The organism is Sphingomonas sp. SRI_018, from assembly GCF_057586275.1.
Genome location: NZ_JBYCZO010000001.1, coordinates 1,529,721 through 1,546,694 on the forward strand (window position 1 = coordinate 1,529,721; position 16,974 = coordinate 1,546,694).

At 65.4% G+C, this 16,974-nt stretch carries 29 protein-coding genes; 3 read left to right on the forward strand and 26 right to left on the reverse strand.

Going from position 1 to position 16,974, the window contains the following annotated elements; translation table 11 throughout:
* Positions 1-70 precede the first annotated feature (70 nt).
* From AC2YHA_RS06985 to terL, 11 genes are all read right to left on the reverse strand, one after another.
* Entirely contained in the window at positions 71-313 is a 243-nt protein-coding gene (locus AC2YHA_RS06985) for a hypothetical protein (protein WP_487400901.1), read from the reverse strand.
* A gap of 52 nt (positions 314-365) precedes the next feature.
* Complete coding sequence (locus AC2YHA_RS06990) at positions 366-1,376, reverse strand: DUF2184 domain-containing protein (protein WP_487400902.1); 1,011 nt, start codon at positions 1,374-1,376, stop codon at positions 366-368.
* A 3-nt stretch (positions 1,377-1,379) separates the two neighbouring features.
* Positions 1,380-1,859: a structural cement protein Gp24 gene (locus AC2YHA_RS06995; protein ID WP_487400903.1), complete on the reverse strand. Its 480-nt coding sequence runs from the start codon at positions 1,857-1,859 to the stop codon at positions 1,380-1,382.
* The gene (locus AC2YHA_RS07000) at positions 1,859-3,007 is read right to left on the reverse strand and encodes a DUF2213 domain-containing protein (RefSeq protein ID WP_487400904.1); all 1,149 of its coding nucleotides are present in this window, start codon (positions 3,005-3,007) and stop codon (positions 1,859-1,861) included. The genes AC2YHA_RS06995 and AC2YHA_RS07000 overlap by 1 nt, the downstream gene beginning before the upstream one ends.
* Before the next feature lie 43 nt (positions 3,008-3,050).
* The gene (locus tag AC2YHA_RS07005) at positions 3,051-3,248 is read right to left on the reverse strand and encodes a DUF433 domain-containing protein (RefSeq protein WP_487400905.1); all 198 of its coding nucleotides are present in this window, start codon (positions 3,246-3,248) and stop codon (positions 3,051-3,053) included.
* Between the two features lie 142 nt (positions 3,249-3,390).
* Entirely contained in the window at positions 3,391-3,657 is a 267-nt protein-coding gene (locus AC2YHA_RS07010) for a hypothetical protein (RefSeq protein WP_487400906.1), read from the reverse strand.
* Complete coding sequence (locus AC2YHA_RS07015; RefSeq protein ID WP_487400907.1) at positions 3,654-3,836, reverse strand: YlcI/YnfO family protein; 183 nt, start codon at positions 3,834-3,836, stop codon at positions 3,654-3,656. The genes AC2YHA_RS07010 and AC2YHA_RS07015 overlap by 4 nt, the downstream gene beginning before the upstream one ends.
* A gap of 753 nt (positions 3,837-4,589) precedes the next feature.
* Entirely contained in the window at positions 4,590-5,411 is an 822-nt protein-coding gene (locus AC2YHA_RS07020) for a phage minor head protein (RefSeq protein WP_487400908.1), read from the reverse strand.
* 3 nt (positions 5,412-5,414) lie between these two features.
* Positions 5,415-5,624 carry a hypothetical protein gene (locus tag AC2YHA_RS07025; protein ID WP_487400909.1) on the reverse strand — a complete coding sequence of 70 codons (210 nt, stop codon included), beginning with the start codon at positions 5,622-5,624 and terminating at the stop codon, positions 5,415-5,417.
* A 3-nt stretch (positions 5,625-5,627) separates the two neighbouring features.
* Positions 5,628-7,544 (reverse strand): phage portal protein, encoded by a 1,917-nt coding sequence (locus AC2YHA_RS07030; protein ID WP_487400910.1) that lies wholly within the window; start codon positions 7,542-7,544, stop codon positions 5,628-5,630.
* 42 nt (positions 7,545-7,586) lie between these two features.
* Positions 7,587-9,053: a phage terminase large subunit gene (terL, locus tag AC2YHA_RS07035; RefSeq protein WP_487400911.1), complete on the reverse strand. Its 1,467-nt coding sequence runs from the start codon at positions 9,051-9,053 to the stop codon at positions 7,587-7,589.
* A 92-nt stretch (positions 9,054-9,145) separates the two neighbouring features.
* Here terL and AC2YHA_RS07040 point away from each other — a divergent pair, with 92 nt between their 5' ends.
* On the forward strand, positions 9,146-9,355 hold the full coding sequence (locus AC2YHA_RS07040) for a hypothetical protein (RefSeq protein WP_487400912.1): 210 nt from the start codon (positions 9,146-9,148) through the stop codon (positions 9,353-9,355).
* A 71-nt stretch (positions 9,356-9,426) separates the two neighbouring features.
* Here AC2YHA_RS07040 and AC2YHA_RS07045 read toward each other — a convergent pair whose 3' ends face one another.
* The 11 genes from AC2YHA_RS07045 to AC2YHA_RS07095 are packed head-to-tail and all read right to left on the reverse strand — an operon-like array spanning position 9,427 to position 14,310.
* The gene (locus AC2YHA_RS07045; RefSeq protein ID WP_487400913.1) at positions 9,427-9,900 is read right to left on the reverse strand and encodes a DUF2280 domain-containing protein; all 474 of its coding nucleotides are present in this window, start codon (positions 9,898-9,900) and stop codon (positions 9,427-9,429) included.
* A 2-nt stretch (positions 9,901-9,902) separates the two neighbouring features.
* On the reverse strand, positions 9,903-10,514 hold the full coding sequence (locus tag AC2YHA_RS07050) for a putative metallopeptidase (RefSeq protein ID WP_487400914.1): 612 nt from the start codon (positions 10,512-10,514) through the stop codon (positions 9,903-9,905).
* Positions 10,514-10,720: a hypothetical protein gene (locus AC2YHA_RS07055; RefSeq protein WP_487400915.1), complete on the reverse strand. Its 207-nt coding sequence runs from the start codon at positions 10,718-10,720 to the stop codon at positions 10,514-10,516. Before AC2YHA_RS07055 ends, AC2YHA_RS07050 begins: the two co-directional genes overlap by 1 nt.
* The gene (locus AC2YHA_RS07060) at positions 10,717-11,271 is read right to left on the reverse strand and encodes a hypothetical protein (RefSeq protein WP_487400916.1); all 555 of its coding nucleotides are present in this window, start codon (positions 11,269-11,271) and stop codon (positions 10,717-10,719) included. Before AC2YHA_RS07060 ends, AC2YHA_RS07055 begins: the two co-directional genes overlap by 4 nt.
* Positions 11,268-11,516 (reverse strand): hypothetical protein, encoded by a 249-nt coding sequence (locus AC2YHA_RS07065; protein WP_487400917.1) that lies wholly within the window; start codon positions 11,514-11,516, stop codon positions 11,268-11,270. The genes AC2YHA_RS07060 and AC2YHA_RS07065 overlap by 4 nt, the downstream gene beginning before the upstream one ends.
* Entirely contained in the window at positions 11,497-12,456 is a 960-nt protein-coding gene (locus AC2YHA_RS07070; protein WP_487400918.1) for a hypothetical protein, read from the reverse strand. The genes AC2YHA_RS07065 and AC2YHA_RS07070 overlap by 20 nt, the downstream gene beginning before the upstream one ends.
* On the reverse strand, positions 12,453-12,803 hold the full coding sequence (locus AC2YHA_RS07075) for a hypothetical protein (RefSeq protein ID WP_487400919.1): 351 nt from the start codon (positions 12,801-12,803) through the stop codon (positions 12,453-12,455). The genes AC2YHA_RS07070 and AC2YHA_RS07075 overlap by 4 nt, the downstream gene beginning before the upstream one ends.
* On the reverse strand, positions 12,803-13,057 hold the full coding sequence (locus AC2YHA_RS07080) for a DUF2312 domain-containing protein (RefSeq protein ID WP_487400920.1): 255 nt from the start codon (positions 13,055-13,057) through the stop codon (positions 12,803-12,805). The genes AC2YHA_RS07075 and AC2YHA_RS07080 overlap by 1 nt, the downstream gene beginning before the upstream one ends.
* Positions 13,054-13,281: a hypothetical protein gene (locus AC2YHA_RS07085; RefSeq protein WP_487400921.1), complete on the reverse strand. Its 228-nt coding sequence runs from the start codon at positions 13,279-13,281 to the stop codon at positions 13,054-13,056. The genes AC2YHA_RS07080 and AC2YHA_RS07085 overlap by 4 nt, the downstream gene beginning before the upstream one ends.
* Before the next feature lies 1 nt (position 13,282).
* Positions 13,283-13,810 carry a hypothetical protein gene (locus AC2YHA_RS07090; protein ID WP_487400922.1) on the reverse strand — a complete coding sequence of 176 codons (528 nt, stop codon included), beginning with the start codon at positions 13,808-13,810 and terminating at the stop codon, positions 13,283-13,285.
* Positions 13,807-14,310, reverse strand: coding sequence for a hypothetical protein (locus tag AC2YHA_RS07095; RefSeq protein WP_487400923.1), 504 nt, complete (start codon positions 14,308-14,310; stop codon positions 13,807-13,809). The genes AC2YHA_RS07090 and AC2YHA_RS07095 overlap by 4 nt, the downstream gene beginning before the upstream one ends.
* 17 nt (positions 14,311-14,327) lie before the next feature.
* Here AC2YHA_RS07095 and AC2YHA_RS07100 point away from each other — a divergent pair, with 17 nt between their 5' ends.
* Positions 14,328-14,531 (forward strand): hypothetical protein, encoded by a 204-nt coding sequence (locus tag AC2YHA_RS07100; RefSeq protein WP_487400924.1) that lies wholly within the window; start codon positions 14,328-14,330, stop codon positions 14,529-14,531.
* Here AC2YHA_RS07100 and AC2YHA_RS07105 read toward each other — a convergent pair.
* The 3 genes from AC2YHA_RS07105 to AC2YHA_RS07115 all read right to left on the reverse strand — a co-directional run bounded on the left by AC2YHA_RS07105 (position 14,504) and on the right by AC2YHA_RS07115 (position 16,162).
* Positions 14,504-15,349: a DNA cytosine methyltransferase gene (locus tag AC2YHA_RS07105; RefSeq protein WP_487400925.1), complete on the reverse strand. Its 846-nt coding sequence runs from the start codon at positions 15,347-15,349 to the stop codon at positions 14,504-14,506. The genes AC2YHA_RS07100 and AC2YHA_RS07105 overlap by 28 nt on opposite strands.
* A gap of 311 nt (positions 15,350-15,660) precedes the next feature.
* Positions 15,661-15,960, reverse strand: a complete 300-nt coding sequence (locus tag AC2YHA_RS07110) for a hypothetical protein (RefSeq protein WP_487400926.1) — start codon at positions 15,958-15,960, stop codon at positions 15,661-15,663.
* Positions 15,953-16,162 (reverse strand): hypothetical protein, encoded by a 210-nt coding sequence (locus AC2YHA_RS07115; protein WP_487400927.1) that lies wholly within the window; start codon positions 16,160-16,162, stop codon positions 15,953-15,955. The genes AC2YHA_RS07110 and AC2YHA_RS07115 overlap by 8 nt, the downstream gene beginning before the upstream one ends.
* A gap of 64 nt (positions 16,163-16,226) precedes the next feature.
* Between AC2YHA_RS07115 and AC2YHA_RS07120 the strand changes: the two genes are divergently transcribed.
* The gene (locus AC2YHA_RS07120) at positions 16,227-16,469 is read left to right on the forward strand and encodes a hypothetical protein (RefSeq protein ID WP_487400928.1); all 243 of its coding nucleotides are present in this window, start codon (positions 16,227-16,229) and stop codon (positions 16,467-16,469) included.
* Between the two features lie 236 nt (positions 16,470-16,705).
* Here AC2YHA_RS07120 and AC2YHA_RS07125 read toward each other — a convergent pair whose 3' ends face one another.
* Complete coding sequence (locus tag AC2YHA_RS07125) at positions 16,706-16,927, reverse strand: helix-turn-helix domain-containing protein (RefSeq protein ID WP_487400929.1); 222 nt, start codon at positions 16,925-16,927, stop codon at positions 16,706-16,708.
* Between the last annotated feature and the right edge of the window lie 47 nt (positions 16,928-16,974).

Consider the following 16,974-nt stretch of genomic DNA (forward strand, 5'->3'; position numbering starts at 1 on the left):
CTAGCGAGCTATTACGGCGGACACGAAAAGGCCGGCCTCGAAGGACCGGCCGAGGTAGGAGGAACTGGAATTAGCGCGCCTTCTTGCGGCGGCCAGTTCGGTGAGGCGTCGCGGAAGGCGCAGCCGCCGGCGTGGGAGGCGATGGTGACGGCGCGTCCTCCACTGCCTCAACCTCAACCCCCGGTGAGCCGCGCAGCAGCGATACATAGTGGTCGGTGAAGTTGCCCGTCGCAGTGCCCATGGCCGGCAGCCGAAGGCCGCCCTCAAGGTCCTGCGGCGAGTTGGTCAGGTTGCGGACGAGAAGTTTCGGCACGGCACACCTCGAAGTGAAGCCCCGCCCATCCGGAGACAGGCGGGGCGCTGGATTAGGCCGCCGGCGGCTGCGAGATGCCGTCGAGGTAACGGATTGCCGCCGTGGTGAGCATCTCGACCCCGCCTGTGCGGAAGATGCCCGGCACGGCATAGTTCAGCGGCCCGTCGCGATAGACCTCGAGGAACTGGTGAGGCATTGGCAGGTGCAGCTTCACATAGTCCTGGTCGTTCTTGTAGGCTACCATGCGACCGGTGCCGGCCGCGGCGCCGACCGCGGCGGTGCCGAGGTCACGCACCGAGCGAATGGTGAGCGGCCGGCCCGTCGTGAGCGTGTAGATGTTGGTCCGCAGCACGAACGACAGGATCGTCTCCATCGTGGTCGCGCTGTAGGGCGTCGCCGCGATGTAGTTGTAGGCCTCGACCGGCAGCAGGATCGTGTCCGCCATCTCGGTTTCGAAGGTGGCGAGGGAGATGCCCTGCAGGGCGAGGTTGATGTCGCGGCCGATCTGCGCCGGCGTCTTGGTGCCGACGCCATTCTCGTCGACCCAGTAGGTGACGTTGCCAGTGCCGTCGGCAGGAGCAACGACAACAGTCACGCCCGAGTAGTTCGTGATGCCGCCCAGGCCCTTCTCGGCCGAGCCGAACAGGGTCAGGTCGTACATGAACTTGGTATAGGCGAGACGCGCGGCGCGGGCGCGACGATCTGGGAGCGGCGCCTGGATCTGAATCGCCGTGTTCACCTCCTCGATATTCCACTGGTAGCCGATCGCGGCCAGGTGGAACGTCTTGGTCTGCATGTCCTGCGACACGTCAGCGAGCGGGATGTCCTTGGCATAGCCGGACTGCCAGTTCGCGCGGCCGGAAAGGTCCGACGTGTAGGTCAGGATGCCCGGAGCCCAGGCAGGGCCGGTCGTGTCGACGTAGACGAGACGACCGAAATCCCAATCCGGGAAGCGCGTCTCGTAGACCCGCTGGTTGATCCGATAGGCCTGTGCCGTGACGAGCGTGAGCGCCTGCGCGTCATTGACCATGCGCGGGCCGTTGTTGTGACCGAGTCCGAACATTGATCAGGCCCCCGAGACAGAGTTGGAAGGAACAGGGCGACGGTAGCGAACGGCGCCGATTGCCCCGCTGACACCGTCCTCCTCGAACTGAGCGCCGGGAATGGTGACCACGGTCGCCGACTGCGCCGCGCCGGTCCACGCCTTGTTGGCGGTGTCCCAGCGGGCCTGCGCGCCCTTGGTGACGTTGGCTCCGAGCATCACGCCGATGACGCCGACCTCGCAAATGCCGACGTTGTCGTACTGGTTATAGGCGTCGCCGGTGTGCGGCATGCAGAGCGACGCCTCGGTGATGCCGAGGACGTTGCGGCCCGTAGTGGCGTCCAGCTCGACACAGGTATGGGCGCCCGTGCCCGGCATGACCGGAACCCCGAAGCCCAGCGTCGCCGCGCCTTCCTTGGTGCGAGTGAAGGTGTTCCACTCCTCCATGTTGACGCGGCGGCCCAGCGCGAACGCCGGGATCGTTTCGCGGTACGTGATAGCCATTATGCGGCCCTCCAGGCGTTGAGATCGTCGTTGGCCTTCGCCCACGCGGTGTCGGCCTGCGTGGCCGCGTCACCGAGATTGACGGGCGAACCCGAGATGCTCGGTGCCGTGCCCTGCTCGGGCTTCACGTCCTTCGTCAGCGAGGCGAAGGAGGCGGCGTACTGCGCATCGGTCCAGCCCTCGCGCAGGGATGCGTCGATCTTCGCGTCGACGACCGCTTTCACGATGTCGGTCTGGCCCATCGCGTCGGTGACAGCGACGCCGAGCGCCTTCGCCTTCTCGACCACGGCGGCATACGCCTTGGCGGCATCGCGGAGCTTTGCCGGGCTCGCGGCATCGGCGAGCTGCTGGGTGAGCGTGACCTTCTCGGCCTCCAACGTGGCCTTGTCGGTGGTGAGCGTCGCGACCTGGGTCTCCAGGCCGGTCACCTTGGCCGTCGCCGCATCGCGCGCGGCCACGAGGGTCTTGATTGTCGCCTCGGCCGTATCGGCGTTGGAGACGTCGACGGTCAGCCCGTCGATGAGCATGGTCTTCACGGGCTTCTCCGTTTTCAGGTGGTCGAACAGGTTGGAGGGAAGGGATTCGCAGGTCGCGGCATCGGTGATGCGGCAGGTCGAGCCGGCGCGGCCGCGGTCGACGATTGCAACATGGTTTCCGATGATCGAAGTCTGGCGGGCGTGGCACTTGGTGCCATCGGGCGCGGTGAAATCGCCGAACTCCAGCGCGGCCGAATAGCCGTTGCTGAGTTCCCGCTTGCCCGCCTCTACCTTGGCTATTGCGTCGGCGTCGGTGAGCATGAGATCGAAGGCGAGATAGCCGCCTTCCTCCCACTTCGCACCCATGACGACGCCTCGGGCGTGCTCCCGCCAGTTGTCGGAGGTCACCGCTTCATGCGGATGATCGTCGGTGATCGGCTTGCCGATGAAGCTGCGGACGGCGGCCGGGTCGAAGACGGTGTTCTCGTCCCGCAGCACCTTTACGACATCGGTGGGCTTGAAGCTGTGGCCCTCGGGCAGCGCGTCGGCGATCGACGGCTCGGAGGCGAGATAGTCGTACACCCCGGTACGTGCCGCCTTCGCTCGGACGGCCATGTAGCCATCCTGCGTGCGGCGCGGCGCGTCCAGCGTCAGGGCATCGGCGAACAACATGGCCCGCATCGATATGCGGGCGCTGGCGGGGCTATTACGGCGGTCAGTTAGTTGGGGTGGCCCGGAAACTCAGCGCCGCATCGATTTGTTCGTCAGTGATCCATGGGAAATTTTGCTTCACCCACTCGCGGCCGCCGTCCGGATCGGCGATCATCTGCTTGATCTGCGAGACCGGCATCCGTGTGCCTGCCAGGCAATAGCGGCCGGCCATAACATCGGGGTGGCGGGTGATAGCCGCCATCACTCCCCCTCCGCCAGCAGCGCGTCGATCATGACTGGCCAGTATTGCGCCCCCGATCGGTCAGGGCCGACCTCATCCGCGGCCTCGGCCATCCCCTCGTGCTATTTCCGCTGCCCGCGCGGCGCGTTCGAGGAGGGTCTGATCAGGCATGGGTCTGCTCACCGTTGCTATCGACCAATGCCGCCAACTGGTCATCGGTGACACTCCGCAGCTGGACCGGAATGCCGCGGTAGAACTTCTCACCGCGAGCTGCGGGGTCGGGAAAGAGATGGTCGCGAAAGTGCTCGCCGATCGCAAGCCAATCGCTCTCTGATACGATCAGGTGCCAAGGCTCTCGTCCGCGCTCCTCCGCGTTTGCCAACAGCGAATCCATTGCCTCCATGACGCGCCGGGCACGATCGATCGTCATTTCCCCTCCCTCCGCTCCAACTCGCGCTCGACTGCCATGCGTATGAACTCCGACTGCGGCTCCTTCGGCGCGAGCACTGCCTTGATGCGCGCCAGCGTACCCTTGCGGAACCGCGCCGTCACCTTTTCGCCGGGATCGTTGATGCGAATCCTGCCCACGCGGGCCGGGGTATCTGCCACCAAGAATTGAGTCGAGAGCGCGAATTTTGTTGCCACCATCTATTGACAAATAGATGCCACCATCTAATTTGGCAAGCGCAGCGGTGCGGGGCGTCCCTCACCAGCCGTGGTACCGGATACGCGATCCGGCATGGAGCTAATCGGCGAACACAGGACGCACGGTTTCGGGACCCGTAAAACCCGGCGAGATACCGAGGGGCGTTGACGGCGGAACCTGTCATCCGGGATGGCACCGCAGAGAGCCTAGATGCATGGCGGGGAGGCCCGACACGGTTTGAAACCGTCAGTGCCAGCGCCCGTAGCGCCCGTCGCCGGATAGGCGGGACATTACCGGTTTCCCGCAAGGGAGCACATCGAGGCCACGAAGAGCGACGTGGCAAGCGAGAAATTATGCGAGGGATAACAACCTCGGGAAGGCAGTTAGTCCGGAAGCCTACTCGGCTCGTGGCTCCGGCGTGGCAGGGCGGCCCCATAGATCGTCCTTGCGGCAGTAGCGCGCCGCCGGTGTGCAAAGACCCGTTCCTCCGGGGCCGAAAAGGCAAGAGGCGCAGGGGCACCGCGACACGGGCTTGTTCAGGGATGGTAGCCGGTAATCTACCCTGTCCGAATGCCCCGGTCGGGAATGTCCCCCGCTAGATGGATCGGGCCGCGCCGTTAAGCGGATCGTCCCTGCGATTGGGCAGCGGATACGGGTGACGGCGCAGTGGGCGAGAAATTGAGATCGCGACTTCGCCAGCGCGGAACGCCGTCACCCTAATCCAGCTCCAGCACCGCCTGGGCACGACACCCACAATACGGCAGGTCGCCGGGGAAATCCGCCCTACCCTCCAGCTTCGGCGGCGCGGTCCACGCATAGACCTGCCCGTCGTGCTGGACGTGAATCTTGCGCGGGTGAAGTTTCCGAGAATGCCGCCACTTGAACTTCTCGATCCCGGCGTCGGCCTGACGCTCGCGATCGAGGGCCGCGGATAGCTTGCTGGTCTGGTCGGAGACGATGCGCAGCGCGCGGGTGCGCGACATGCCAACGGCATCGCGAAGGTCGCGCGCCAGGTCAGCCACTGGCCGGCGAGCCTGAAACGCCGAGAACACCAGGTTGCCGATGCGGGACTGCGCCTGCGCCGAGACGTCGCGGATGAGGGAGACGTTCCAGCGGATCGCGTCGGCGACGGAGGTTGGCTCGCCAGATGCGACGAGAACGGTCTGCAGGTCCACCCCGGTCGCGGTCAGCGTCGCCCCGCGCCACTTTTCTCGGTGAAATTGCTCTACCCGCACCGCCCAATCCCGCAGCGTCGGTTCTATCGAGATGACGAGCCGTTCGAGGAAGCTCCCCAGCGTATCGAGCGCGGACTGGACGTCATCGGAAGCGGCGTCGCGGATCAGCTGCGACAGCCCGCGCTCATAAGTCGCGGTGATGCTGGGGATGGCATCGGTCAGCGCGGTGATGATCGGCCGATACGATTTCACGTACAGGTCGGACGCCAACGCCTGCGTCGGCACGATCGGCCGGAACTCGATCACCGTCTTGCGGCTGCCGGGGCGTGCGGCCTTCACGATTCCTGCGAGGTCGAATCTCACGCTTCACCCCTTCCCGCCGACGATCAGGCGCAGTTCCGGTCTGCTGTCGACGCTGAGCCGCACGAACAGGGCGAAGTCGTCGGACATGACCCGCTCCAGCCACTCCTCCGCGACGTCACCGCCATGGCTCTCGGCGATGCAATGCGCGGCATCGACCAGCGCGTCGAAGGCGGGGCGAAACTCGGCGGAGAGGGTGAGGTTGGAGCGGGCCACGCCTCACTCCTCCTCGATCGTGGATTTCCAGTCCTCGTTAACCTCAGCGAACAGTTCCGGCCCGAACACCAGCGGCCCGGTGTACGGCTCGATCGTCGATACATCGACGGCCGGCGCATTCCAGCTCAGCGTGACGTGGGGGCGATAGTCCGGCCAATCCCATGACGCGCCGGCCTCGCGGACACGATCATGGCGCCATTGCAGATCATCCGACGAGAACAGCAGCGCGACAGCATCGCCCTCGCCGAGACGCTCGACGGTGCGGGCACCACCGGGCTTCACGCGCAGGCGGCCGTTCTCATCACCGGCCCAATCGGTGCCGACACTGAACCAGTCCACCGGCGTCCGGCTGAATGCGACGGTGACGTGCATATCCTCGGGGGCGAGCGTGGTTTCGAGCCCTTGCCCCTTCGCCCAGCGGATCACTTCGTCGGCGTTCAGCAGCTTGCGCTGGATGTAGAGCGTCTTGGGCGGTGCGGCGTCGTCGAAGCGCCGGTCATTTGCGGCGCGGCGCCGGGGAGCCGCTTCCAACGACTGCCCCGGCGTCGTCCGAGATGCTGGATCACCTCCTTCCGCTTGCAGTGCCGATGGGTCTTCCTCGTCCGGATCGGGTTCGGCCAGCGAGGGGAAGCGCTCCGTCTCGTCCAGCTCGGCCAGCGCGTCGCCCAGGCCGGGAATCCAGCCGCGCTCCTCAAGCAGGTTCTGCGCGCCCTTTTCCATGGCGATTTCGGGCACGAGCCGCATGCTCACCAGCTTGTCGAGCGCGTCCATGACGGTCTTGAAAGTGGTAGCTTCCTCCGCCTCGGTCGGCACCTGGAGCGGCGCGAACTTCCACCACACTGCGGGATCGGGTTTGCCGAGCGCCGAGGGGATCAGCACCGTGTCCAACCGCTCGATCTGCGGACGCAGGTCGTTCTCCTGCCGCCCCGTGATCATGGTGAGGTAATTGGTCTCATCGCCCTTGCCGGTGGCGTTCATGCCGTCCGGGCTCTTACCGAGCAGGCGCGTGGCGGGGATGTCCGCGGCACCAGCGACGATCTGGATGTAGGTCGCGATGATGTCGGGCATGCCCGACCAATTGATCTGGCGCTGCTCCCAATCCTCATCACCGTCGAGTACGAGGGCGCGGTGCGTCGACTTGCCAAGGGCGGCGAGCCGGAACCGCTCCATGAAGCGCTGCTCGTATTCGGCGGTGGCGGCATTCGCCATCAGGTCCGGCATCTTGATGATGTCGAGCTTCGCTTCCTCGATCAGCGCGGCGAACCCCGCCTGAGCCGCATCGGCGTTGGCGACCGCATCCTGGATGGACTGGGCGATGCTGTCGCCCCAGAAGCAATCCTCCCATGCATTCGTCGCCATGTCGGGCACCTGCTGGCCCTTGAAGGCGATGACGCGGCTCGGGTGGAACTTGACTAGCCCGGAAGCGCCGCCAAGCTGGACCTGATAATATTTGGGATGGCCGAACCATGGATCGCTCCACGCGTCGATCATCTCCCCCAAGGCGAACCGATCGCGGTGCCAGACATGGACCGTCTTGAGCATGCCGGCGCGGATGCGGGCGGGATCGAGCGGCTGTTCCTGATCGTCGCCATCGACGTACAGCACCATGCCCGCACCACCGAGGCGAGCGAGAACGAGAGCCCGGCGGAGCGCGTCCCAAATGCCGAGCCGCTTTTCCTCAGCCTCAAGCTTTTCGATCGTGGGCTTGTCTGCCTGCCAGTCGCGTCCGGCGCGCGTCATGTCGTAGGGCGGTAGGTCAACCGCCTTCCGCATCAACCACGATGTGCGATAGGCCGCTTCGATCTGACGACTGTCTAACCGTTGTAGGTAATATTGGCGGTAGGTCGCTTTGTCGGCCGTCGTGCCCGTCCCAGACATCAGATTGACCAGCCGGTCAAAGAGGCGGACGACTGTTCCCATGGGGCCGGTATTGGCCGGGGAGGGGTTGACGATTACGGCGGGCTAGAGGTTGTTCAGGGTATAAGTCGAACCAAGAGACACGATCTCGAATGCCCGCGACGTGCTGTCCGCCGCATCATCGTGTTTCGCGACTGGAAACCCCTCAAGCTGTGTGAACCAACGCTCATTCCACTCACCGCGCAATACATCAACGTTGCCGGCCTCGCACTGCGCCGAGAATGGGGAGAAGCGCGTCACCTTGTCGCCGGTCTCGGTCGATACGCGCGCATCATAACCCGCCAGCATCTTCACGAATTGCTGCCCCTGGGACTTGCCCGCTTGGCCGGGGTCCTGTGGCAGCGAGATGGTGCAGGCTCGCCCGTCCTGCGTCGCGGTGTTCATGATGAACCGCTCCACGCCCGCCGGCGTGCTCTGCGTCCAGCGGTTGTCGACGACGATGTATCGACCGTCCGGCATGCGTCCGATCTTGGTGGAATCGGTGCTGTCCGGGTCCGGGTTCTCCGCAGTCGGCGGCGTGGCGGCGAGGTCGTAGCCGCGCCCGAACACCGTGCCGGCGGGGATCGCATCGACCACCCGGCACCATGATCGTTGGAAGTAGAGCCCCGCTGCCGGCCTGATCTTCCAGTTGCCGCCGAGCAGCCGTTCACGCTCGACCAGCGGTAGCGCGAGCAGCGACGCCATGTAGCCCGGATCGGCCGCCATCAGCGCCTTGTTGTCGGTGAGCTTGGCCGGGATGAATGTCAGCGACTTCGGCGGGATCGGCACCGTCTCGCCGGCATCGTTGAGCATGGTGTAGCAGGCGAGGTCCGCAGGATCGTCGGCCCACTTCAGATCCTCGCCGACGCGCACGAACCAGCGCAGCACGCCAGATCGCTCGGGGATGGCAACGCCGGTTTCCTGGTCGATCCACCACGCGATCAGCTCAGCGACCCAGCTGTCGGCATCCGGGTTGCACGTCGCGCGGATGTAGGGCCGGACGCCGCACATCGAGCGGTTGCGGCTGACCATGTACCAGAACTGCGTCGGCGTGAAATGCGTCAGTTCGTCGAAGCAGATGAGCGGGATCTGCGCGCCCTGGTAGTTGAAGCGGGTCTTGTCGTGCTCAAGGTGCGCGAAGCTGACTGCGGCGCCGCCGGGGAACTTCCACCAGAGTTCGTGTTCCTTCGGCTCGGCGCCGAGCTGCGGGTACAGGACCGAGCTTTCGTCCCACAGGCCGCCCTCGTTGCGAATCTGCACCGTCGTACGGCGGAAGAACACCGCGCCGAACTGCGGGTTCGAGACGTGCCGCAGCGGCTCCATGAGCAGCGCCCATGTCTTGCCACCGCCAGCGGCGCCTCCATAGATGGCGATATCCGCCGCCGATGAGAGGAAGCGAGTTTGCGGGCCGGGCTGCGGGACGATCGTGGTGCCGGGGACAATCTCGGGCTGGATGCGAGCGGGGGCGTTCACGATCGCGAATATGGTCCAGCATGGCCGCGAGCGCCGTATCTGGCCCGCCGCGTAGCCCATGCCCGTTTCCGGATGTCGCTGACCGTGCGCGTGTCCTTGCGGATCGGCACCTCGAACACGTAGTGCCCACCGCGGCGCCAGCTGACCATGTGATGCTCAAGATCGACACGCCGATTGATGAGAGCAATGATGCTTTCCGCGCCAGACCATCCGAGCGTGCTAAAGCTGATGCGATGCACCGGCTTGCCGACGATGTTCTTGCCCCGCGTGATGCGACACGAGCAGCACATGTGCTCGGCAGCGCGTGGAAGTTCGCGGAGGAGCCAAGCACCAGCGGCTTCGAAGCTCAGCGCTGGCGCTGAGAAATTCCCCCATCCCACAAAATCCTCATCGACCGGATACCTGCCGTCGTATTCGATCTCAGGCCACTCGCTCACCCATCCCTCCCATTGTCCGGAAGCGCGAAGATCGCGACGGCAGGCGCAGCGGCCGGCAGCGGCGCACCGTCCTTGCCGGTCACCTCGCGCCGGTTCGTGTATGCGTTGCCCATTTCCTCGGCGGCCTGCTTGTGCAGCTGGGCAGCCAGCGCGAAATTCTTCATCGTCTCGGCCTTCTGCGCCATGCGGTTCAGGGCACGGACGCGGGTCGCGCGGTTGGCGATCGGGATGTCAGTGACGTTCTCGAGGAACGACTTGCGCCCGGCCTCGAACATCTGCCGCCACTTCTGCGCGACGGTGCGCCCGGCATACTTGGTCGGATCATAGGCTTGCACGGCCTGCGGCGTGACGGTGACGCCGAACTCTTCCTTTACGGCGGCGACCACCATCGACGGTGTGTCGAAGCACGCAAGTGCTTGAACAATAAAGGTTCTGATCTCGTCGTTCATCGCGGGGTTGCGGTCGCCCATGGTCAAGCCGCCTTCAACCCGCAGGTGCCGCACGCACCAGCGATGTCAGCCGCGGCAATCAGCGGCCTACGATTCGCGGCATCGACCATCGCCTGAACGCCTGCGGATGCTGCCCCATACCGGGCAACGACGCCGACGAACTCCTCGACGTCATGGCCACGGATCGCGAACTTTGGCGCCCCCTCGCGGGTGAACTTCGGGGCACCGTACTGGTCCCGCTCCTGCGCACAGTGATATAGCTCGTGCTCGATCAGCGCGCAAAATTGCGCATCGCTCATCGTCGAGGCGGCCGGCGCGAACAGCGTGATCAGGAAATCAGGCAATCCCCCGAACCACTCTTCGATCTGAGCAACTGCCCGGGACCGCTGCCACTTCCCCATCGCCATCGGCGGCATCAGTTCGGCCTGGCCAAGCACCACCCGCATATTCCGGGCGTTGTCGACGTTGGTCCACAGCACACCGATTTCGGCGTCGGCGAGATGAGCATGGTCCGGATTAGTCAGTTCGCCGTCCTCCGCGATAAACGTGTCGACGATCCACTCCTGCACATCCTCGGCCGGCACGAAACGCTCCGGCGCGGGCTGCATGGCTTCGACTGGCGGCATCGGTCGCATCACCGCCTCCCCGCCTTCCGCCCGCATTTCTGGACAGCCGCCCGCTCCTCGAGCAACGCTGGTCCACCCGCCAAGGCGATCAGCTGCCGCGTGACGTCGTTCGACCGGCCGTAGCATCGCTCCAACGCCTTGTGGCCGCCCTTCAGGAACAGCGCCCGAACCTCAGCCGGATCGGTGGTACGGATCGTCGGATGCAGCGTCGTCATAGCTCAATCACCCCCATGTCGGACTCGTGGACCAATTCGATGAACTCCTGCCGTGCCGCCCGGCTTGCCAGGTTCCAGGCCTGCACGATCTTGCGCATCGCGGCGTCGACGGGATCATCATCCTCGAACCCAGGCAGTGCCGATCCAGCTACACGCAGCCGCACCGCAGCCTTCAGCATCGCGACGGTCGCCCCGGTGCCCTCGGCCTCCTCCAGCAGCTGCTCCGCCTCGGCATCGTCCTCGATCGCGGCAACGGCGAGGTGATGCCCGAACGTCAGCGCCGGGTGCCGCTTCGGCTCCGGGAACCGCCGGCAGGTCCGGACGATGGGGTCGAACCGAGCGACATCGCTGCGGAAGATCGAGATCGCTTCCTCCCGCGCCTTCTCCCCGAACCGTTCCGAGCCCTCGATCAGCCAGTCGCCGATGAGCCAGTTCATCGCCCTGGCGCCCAGGCACAGCCGGCGACCCAACGCGCGCCAGTCGTCGAACGTCTCGGTCTGCGGCAGCGAGAGGCCGAGGGCGAACTGGTCGTGGTCGATGATCGCGTTCATGCCTTGCTCCCGATGGCGGGAACGAACCCGCGTTCCCTCAGCCAATCGTCGGTTGCGACGTCAGTCTGCCAGTCGACGCGGCGCTCACCGTCACGATCGACGATGACCCAGCGACCACGGCGCTTCTCGTGCTGGTTAAGCCAGGCGCAGTAGCCTTCGATGTCGAGCGGATGCGTGCGGGCTCCCGTCGAGGCCGCAACCTCTCGGCGCCGATCTATGATCGGATTATTGGACTGGTCGGTCATACCGTCCCTCGATGAGTTTCTGGAAGCTGCTGGGCTGGAGCAGGAAATCGAAATCGGCCCGCCACCCGCGATCGTTGTCGCCGAGGAGGAACGAAGACCGCTCGATCGCGTCGAGCGCAGCCATCCAGTCGTCGAGCGGGTGTTCGCGGATCCGGACCTGGAGCTTGCGCTTCCGCTCCGGCGTGAGCTTGGCGACGCGGGGAAGGTTCCGCCGCTCCGCCATCTCGTTCCAGGCCTCGACCACGTGCTCGGGGCGAAGCGCAGGAGGGTCATCCGATTTCGGTTCCGGCGAAATCGGTGAGCTTTCGTAAGAAAGCGATATTAAATCATCGTCCCGTCCCGTCCCGTCCCGTCCCGTCTTAGCCGTGACATCTGATGTGACAGGTTTCCGGATGTCACGCGTGACAGGTTCGTGATTTCTGTCGGATTTTGCGGGCAAATACTTGGTGACAAGTTCCCGGAGGTCACGTGTCTTGATGTTCCATTCCGGCGTGACACCAAGCTCCGCCAAGTCAGCGAACATGCGTGATCGGTCAGCTCGCTCTCGCGCCTTGCGCTCAGTATCTGCGCTACGTTCATTACGTTCACGCTTGCGCTTGTCCCATGCGAGGAGCGCCTGTTTCGCGAGGGTCGGATGATAGAGGCGGCCGTCGTTGCACTTGACCCAGCCGTGGAGCGCGCGCTCCCGAAGCTTGCGCCACGCCTTTACATCGCGGCCGAGGTCGGCGAAGCGGCACAGTGCAGTATCGTCGTCCGGCAACGACGCCGCCGGCACCTGACACCACGCCGCCCACCACAGCGTTAGCGCGGCGCGCCATTCGCTATCGTTGGCGCGGGCATTGAACTCGGAACCGAATAGGTGCGTCCCAAGCAGCGGCATATATTCGAGGCCGCGGAGATCGCATTCCAATGGCGTCAGCGGCTCGGGAAACTCAGTCATCGCCGCCCCCCAATCTCCACCAGCACCCGTCCAGGCTTCTCCGGTGCGCGGAACTCGTAGGTCGGCAGGAACCGACGATCATTGATGCCCAGCGATTCTGCGATGCCATCGATCGCCGGTTTCAGACGGTTCGGGTAGTTGGTTCGGTCACCGCGCCGATCCGGCGGGACAAAGATGAAGTGGATCGGGATATCGCCGGTGCCATCGGGCGCGCGAACACCAGCCGCCAGAGTAGCCGCCGCGGCCCAGGCGCGATGCTTCTTCGTCGCGCCGATCTTGGCCCAGCGGCCGTTGCCTTTGGCATGGCCGGACAGGATCGACGGAGGCCAGGGCAGCTCGATCGCCATCAGAATGCGAACTCGATCTGCATCCCGAGCGCATGGCAGTAGGTCGCGAGGATCGCGGCCTCCTCGTCGCGCTTGTGCGGGTCCATGGCGCGCAGCCGGATCAGCTTGCGCATCGCCTTCACGTCGTACCCGCGGCTCTTTGCCTCAGCGAGGACGTCTTTTTTGTCATCTCGGATGCCCTGCTCTTCCTCGGTGAGGCGCTCATAGCGCTCCACCAGAAGACGCAGCTCATCGGCGGCGATCACATTGCTCATCGTGCCGCCCTCCCCTCACGGATACCGGCCACAACTGCATCACGCGGCGGCAGCGGGCAGACGCCGCCGGCATCGACGAACCGCTCCAGAGCGCGGGTCACCCGGTCCTTGCGGTGCGCGATGGTCTCGGCGCGCTGCTTCGCCCCCAGCCGGGCGAGCTCGCGGGCGGCGCGGGCACCGGGCGATTCCGGCACAGGCTTCGACTTGCCAAAGAACTGGAACATCTCAGTATGCCTCCATTCGATCGCGCTCATGCTTGAGGCGCATTTTCAGGTCGTTGTTGGCGATCACCCTGCGCGCGTGGGCGGCGGTGCCGGGGATTTCCTCCTCGATCATCGCGCGGGCCTGGGCGGCGCGGATCCCGGACTGGACCAGCGTGCGATAGGCCTCGCGGAGTTCGGGCGGGCACCAGGCCAGCACGGTCGCGGTGCGCTTCTTTCCGACCGCGGCACGGACCTCCGGAGTCTGCGTCTTCGCGAAAACATCCGGACGGTGCAGGACATCGCGAGCGAGGACGCGGCCACGTTGACGCCGCGCCTCCCGATGTTCCTCGGGCATGTTCGCCATGTACGCGGCAAGGCGGCGCGCGCTGGCCTCCTTTACCCCTGGCCGGGCATAATGGGCCGCCAGACCTGCCTTTCGCCGCGCGACTAGCTCAGGATCGGCGTTGTTGCGCTTCGCCACGCAAGCCCGACAGAGGCCGGTGCGATTCTTCGGCCCAATCGGCGCGCCGCAGGAGCAGGTGCGCTTCATGCCGCCACCCTCCGGAGCTTCGCCATCGCGATCCGCGACCGCAGTGCCGCCGTCGCTTCCTCGAGTCGCGCGACTTCTTGCTCCATGCCCGCCAGCTCGTCGTCGGTTTCCTCGGTACCACCCGGACTGGACGGATCACGCGCAACGCCAAGCTTGTGGATCGCGGCACCGCCGGCGGCGATCAGGTCGGGCGCCCCCGCGATCGCCAGCGGCGCGAGCCGGTAGCCCTTCGCCGCGAACAGCGCATCGAGCGCGGTCGGCAGGACGTCGAGCAGGTTGACGGTATAGGCCAGCCCCAGCGTGCTCTCCTGGTCGCGGGCACGGCGGACGGTCTTTTCCTCGCACCCGATCGCCATGGCGACCCGCGTCGGGCCGAGCGTACCGCCGCCGATCTGGTTCGGCAGGTTGCATGCCCGGATCAGCCCGTCGGCGAGCAGCATGCGGACATCGACGTCCGTCAGCTGCCGAATGTTCGGGCGTACATTGCTGCGCTGCGTCATTTAGTAACGCTCCCGTGATGGTGTCTTCCGCCCCCGATCCGACTGCTCGGCCGTTCTGTTGTGCGCTGGCGGCTGCGTTGCTGGTGCTCGCCGACCGCGTGCAGCAGGACCGGGAAGCGATCCTCGGACCAGGCACGGTCGCTGGGCGCGATGCGGTCGAACAATGCGGTGGCGGCGCGCTTGAGGTGGCGGATCATGCTGCCTCCGAGGCGCGGGCATGAAGCGCGTCCACCATCTCGATGCGCCGGCCGATCCAGCGCAGCACCGGCACGGCCATGCTGTTGCCGAGCATCTTGTAGCGGGGGCCGTCCGCCATCGGCTTGCCACGATGGGGAACGAGGGTGAAATCGTCGGGGAAGCCCATCGCCCGCTCCCATTCGCGGGGAGTGGCTATCCGGGGGCGATCGCGCTCCAGAATGCATGGAGTTCTGTCGTCGAAAGCCATTCCCCCGCGAGCGGTAAGAACAGGCGCGGCTGCCTTTCGCGCGCCGAAATCCCATTCAGGGCCTTCGGGCTCAAAAAGTACCGCTCCGGCTGCGGCGCAGTCTCCACGATATCCGACCAGCAGAATGCGCTTTCGAGGTTGGTCGGCAAGGTGGAACCCTCGCGCATCCAGCACTCGCCATGCGACGCCAAACCCCAGTTCGCCAAACCTTCCGACGAGGCGGAGGAAACCGGGCGCCATCCTCTTGTTGAGGATGTTTGGGACGTTTTCCCAGACGAACCATCGCGCTCCGCTTCGGCCGACAAGTTCGGCGAAATCGTAGGCGAGCCTCCCGCGTGGGCCGTCAAAGCCAGCGCCCGCAACACCTGCACCGGCGGCAAATCCGATGCTGTTATCCTGGCAGGGCGTGCCTCCGACAAGAAGGTCAACTGGCCCATATTCTGTTCCGTCGCGCAGCGGGACCTCCGGATAATGATGAGCGAGCACGGCGCGGGGAGCGGCCTCGATCTCGGCGAAGCACAGCGCCTGCCAGCCCAGCGGCTTCCATGCCGCCGTGGGCGCGCTGATGCCGGAGCAGACATCGATGTAGCGCATCTACGCCCTCCCCCGCATCGGACACGCGGAGAACGAGCAGAACCGCGCCTCCGGGTGCTCGGCGTGAGCATCGCAGAGCGAGCAGCGCTCGGAAGAAGGTGCGCCGTTGCCAACCTTCGCGAGCATTATACCGCCGCAGCACATCGCGGCGGGCGCCTCCTCGCGTTGACGGCACGGGGCCGCAGGATGGCCATTGTCAGGACCGCCGGCGCGGTCGGACCCCGAAAGTGGGGCGCCTACGAGAACACCCGGGCCGCCGGGGAAGGTGCGGGCCCGGTTCCCACTGGCCGCGGGGAGATCGCGGCGGGAAATCATTGCGCCGAAACGAGGAGAGGCTTGCGCCCCTCCCCGCCTCCGATACCCTGCGGCAACACGGAAACGCAGGGGTGGATTCGATGGAGCGAGATCAGTTGGACCGAGACGCCCAGCTGCTGTCGCTGCGATTTGCGGTCGAAGCGCTCTGGACGACGATCCTCGCGTCCCAGGTTGATCCGCTCCGCGAGACGGATCGTGTGGCCGAGCAGAGCCTGCGCGAATTGGAGCGCTTCTACGAGCGAGCGCCCAACGCAGGCGAGCGTGCGCACCTCCTTGTTCAGAGCATGCTCAGCCATCACGAGAGCCTCTGGGAGAGCATCCGATCTCAAGTTGCGACAGCTGTCGGCGAAACTCCGGAGTGACGGCACCGCCGCGCACGCGGAGGGCGGCCGAATTGCGGAGGTTCGACACCTGCCGCTCGAGCACGAGAATGCGCCATCCGAGGAACAGCAGATGCGCGTTCAACAGCAGGACGGTTGCGAGATAGGCCCAGCCCATTATGCGGCCTCCGCGGGGACAGTGCCCGTGCTATGCGGATCGCTGGACGATTCGGGGGATCGCGATGTCGGAAAAGGTGCTGGATGCTGCGCTGCAAATCGCTTTGCATACCGCCTCGCTCGCAACAGCAAATACACTCCTGCTGAAGCGCAAAGGACTGCTGTCGCCAGACGAGGGCGCCGAAATGGCAGCGATATTCCGCGAGATGGCCCGGCTGTTCGAAGGGATCGGCAATGACAATGCCGCAGGTCGCCTTTGGACCGCCGCAGGTGCGCTTGACGATACCGCGCGACGTCGTCCGCAGTGATGCCGGCTTCCGCCATTGCGGCGTCAAGTCCGGGGATATGCATCCGGTCGCAGATCGGCGCGAAGGTCATGCAGCCTCCGCGGGCGAGGCAAAGCAAAGATGACGACGCGCAACGAGGACGCCGCAAGCGTACCAAGCGAAATCGTGAAGGGCTTCCCAGCCTGTCGCGCGCTGCGCGATGTCACCGACCAGAGTGACGAGGATCGTCAGCCCAATCGTCGCAAGAAAGCGAGGCATTATGCGGCCTCCTGCGCGTCCGCTGGGACGTTCACCTCTTCGGCCAGCCACGCCTTCATTGGCACTGCGCCGTCGGTCTTCGCCTCGATCGTTGCCGCCAACTCCAGGGTCGGCTTGATTCGGCCCCGGCGGAGCTTGGAAACCACCGATCGTTCGCGGCCGATCTGGGACGCGAACTCCGCGTCCTTGAGACCGTTCGCGGCCATGTAGGCGTCAAGCATCGTGGACATGGTGACACTATGTGCACTTAATGCACATTCGTCAACGG

Bases quoted from the DNA above. Each gene is read 5' to 3' on its own strand.
- AC2YHA_RS06990 (WP_487400902.1), bottom strand. From the start codon at position 1,376: ATGTTCGGACTCGGTCACAACAACGGCCCGCGCATGGTCAATGACGCG.
- AC2YHA_RS06995 (WP_487400903.1), bottom strand. From the start codon at position 1,859: ATGGCTATCACGTACCGCGAAACGATCCCGGCGTTCGCGCTGGGCCGC.
- AC2YHA_RS07000 (WP_487400904.1), bottom strand. From the start codon at position 3,007: ATGTTGTTCGCCGATGCCCTGACGCTGGACGCGCCGCGCCGCACGCAG.
- AC2YHA_RS07005 (WP_487400905.1), bottom strand. From the start codon at position 3,248: ATGGCGGCTATCACCCGCCACCCCGATGTTATGGCCGGCCGCTATTGC.
- AC2YHA_RS07010 (WP_487400906.1), bottom strand. From the start codon at position 3,657: ATGACGATCGATCGTGCCCGGCGCGTCATGGAGGCAATGGATTCGCTG.
- AC2YHA_RS07030 (WP_487400910.1), bottom strand. From the start codon at position 7,544: ATGGGAACAGTCGTCCGCCTCTTTGACCGGCTGGTCAATCTGATGTCT.
- terL (WP_487400911.1), bottom strand. From the start codon at position 9,053: ATGGGCTACGCGGCGGGCCAGATACGGCGCTCGCGGCCATGCTGGACC.
- AC2YHA_RS07040 (WP_487400912.1), top strand. From the start codon at position 9,146: ATGCTCAAGATCGACACGCCGATTGATGAGAGCAATGATGCTTTCCGC.
- AC2YHA_RS07045 (WP_487400913.1), bottom strand. From the start codon at position 9,900: ATGGGCGACCGCAACCCCGCGATGAACGACGAGATCAGAACCTTTATT.
- AC2YHA_RS07050 (WP_487400914.1), bottom strand. From the start codon at position 10,514: ATGCGACCGATGCCGCCAGTCGAAGCCATGCAGCCCGCGCCGGAGCGT.
- AC2YHA_RS07055 (WP_487400915.1), bottom strand. From the start codon at position 10,720: ATGACGACGCTGCATCCGACGATCCGTACCACCGATCCGGCTGAGGTT.
- AC2YHA_RS07060 (WP_487400916.1), bottom strand. From the start codon at position 11,271: ATGAACGCGATCATCGACCACGACCAGTTCGCCCTCGGCCTCTCGCTG.
- AC2YHA_RS07065 (WP_487400917.1), bottom strand. From the start codon at position 11,516: ATGACCGACCAGTCCAATAATCCGATCATAGATCGGCGCCGAGAGGTT.
- AC2YHA_RS07070 (WP_487400918.1), bottom strand. From the start codon at position 12,456: ATGACTGAGTTTCCCGAGCCGCTGACGCCATTGGAATGCGATCTCCGC.
- AC2YHA_RS07075 (WP_487400919.1), bottom strand. From the start codon at position 12,803: ATGGCGATCGAGCTGCCCTGGCCTCCGTCGATCCTGTCCGGCCATGCC.
- AC2YHA_RS07080 (WP_487400920.1), bottom strand. From the start codon at position 13,057: ATGAGCAATGTGATCGCCGCCGATGAGCTGCGTCTTCTGGTGGAGCGC.
- AC2YHA_RS07085 (WP_487400921.1), bottom strand. From the start codon at position 13,281: ATGTTCCAGTTCTTTGGCAAGTCGAAGCCTGTGCCGGAATCGCCCGGT.
- AC2YHA_RS07090 (WP_487400922.1), bottom strand. From the start codon at position 13,810: ATGAAGCGCACCTGCTCCTGCGGCGCGCCGATTGGGCCGAAGAATCGC.
- AC2YHA_RS07095 (WP_487400923.1), bottom strand. From the start codon at position 14,310: ATGACGCAGCGCAGCAATGTACGCCCGAACATTCGGCAGCTGACGGAC.
- AC2YHA_RS07100 (WP_487400924.1), top strand. From the start codon at position 14,328: ATGGTGTCTTCCGCCCCCGATCCGACTGCTCGGCCGTTCTGTTGTGCG.
- AC2YHA_RS07105 (WP_487400925.1), bottom strand. From the start codon at position 15,349: ATGCGCTACATCGATGTCTGCTCCGGCATCAGCGCGCCCACGGCGGCA.
- AC2YHA_RS07110 (WP_487400926.1), bottom strand. From the start codon at position 15,960: ATGGCTGAGCATGCTCTGAACAAGGAGGTGCGCACGCTCGCCTGCGTT.
- AC2YHA_RS07115 (WP_487400927.1), bottom strand. From the start codon at position 16,162: ATGGGCTGGGCCTATCTCGCAACCGTCCTGCTGTTGAACGCGCATCTG.
- AC2YHA_RS07120 (WP_487400928.1), top strand. From the start codon at position 16,227: ATGTCGGAAAAGGTGCTGGATGCTGCGCTGCAAATCGCTTTGCATACC.
- AC2YHA_RS07125 (WP_487400929.1), bottom strand. From the start codon at position 16,927: ATGCTTGACGCCTACATGGCCGCGAACGGTCTCAAGGACGCGGAGTTC.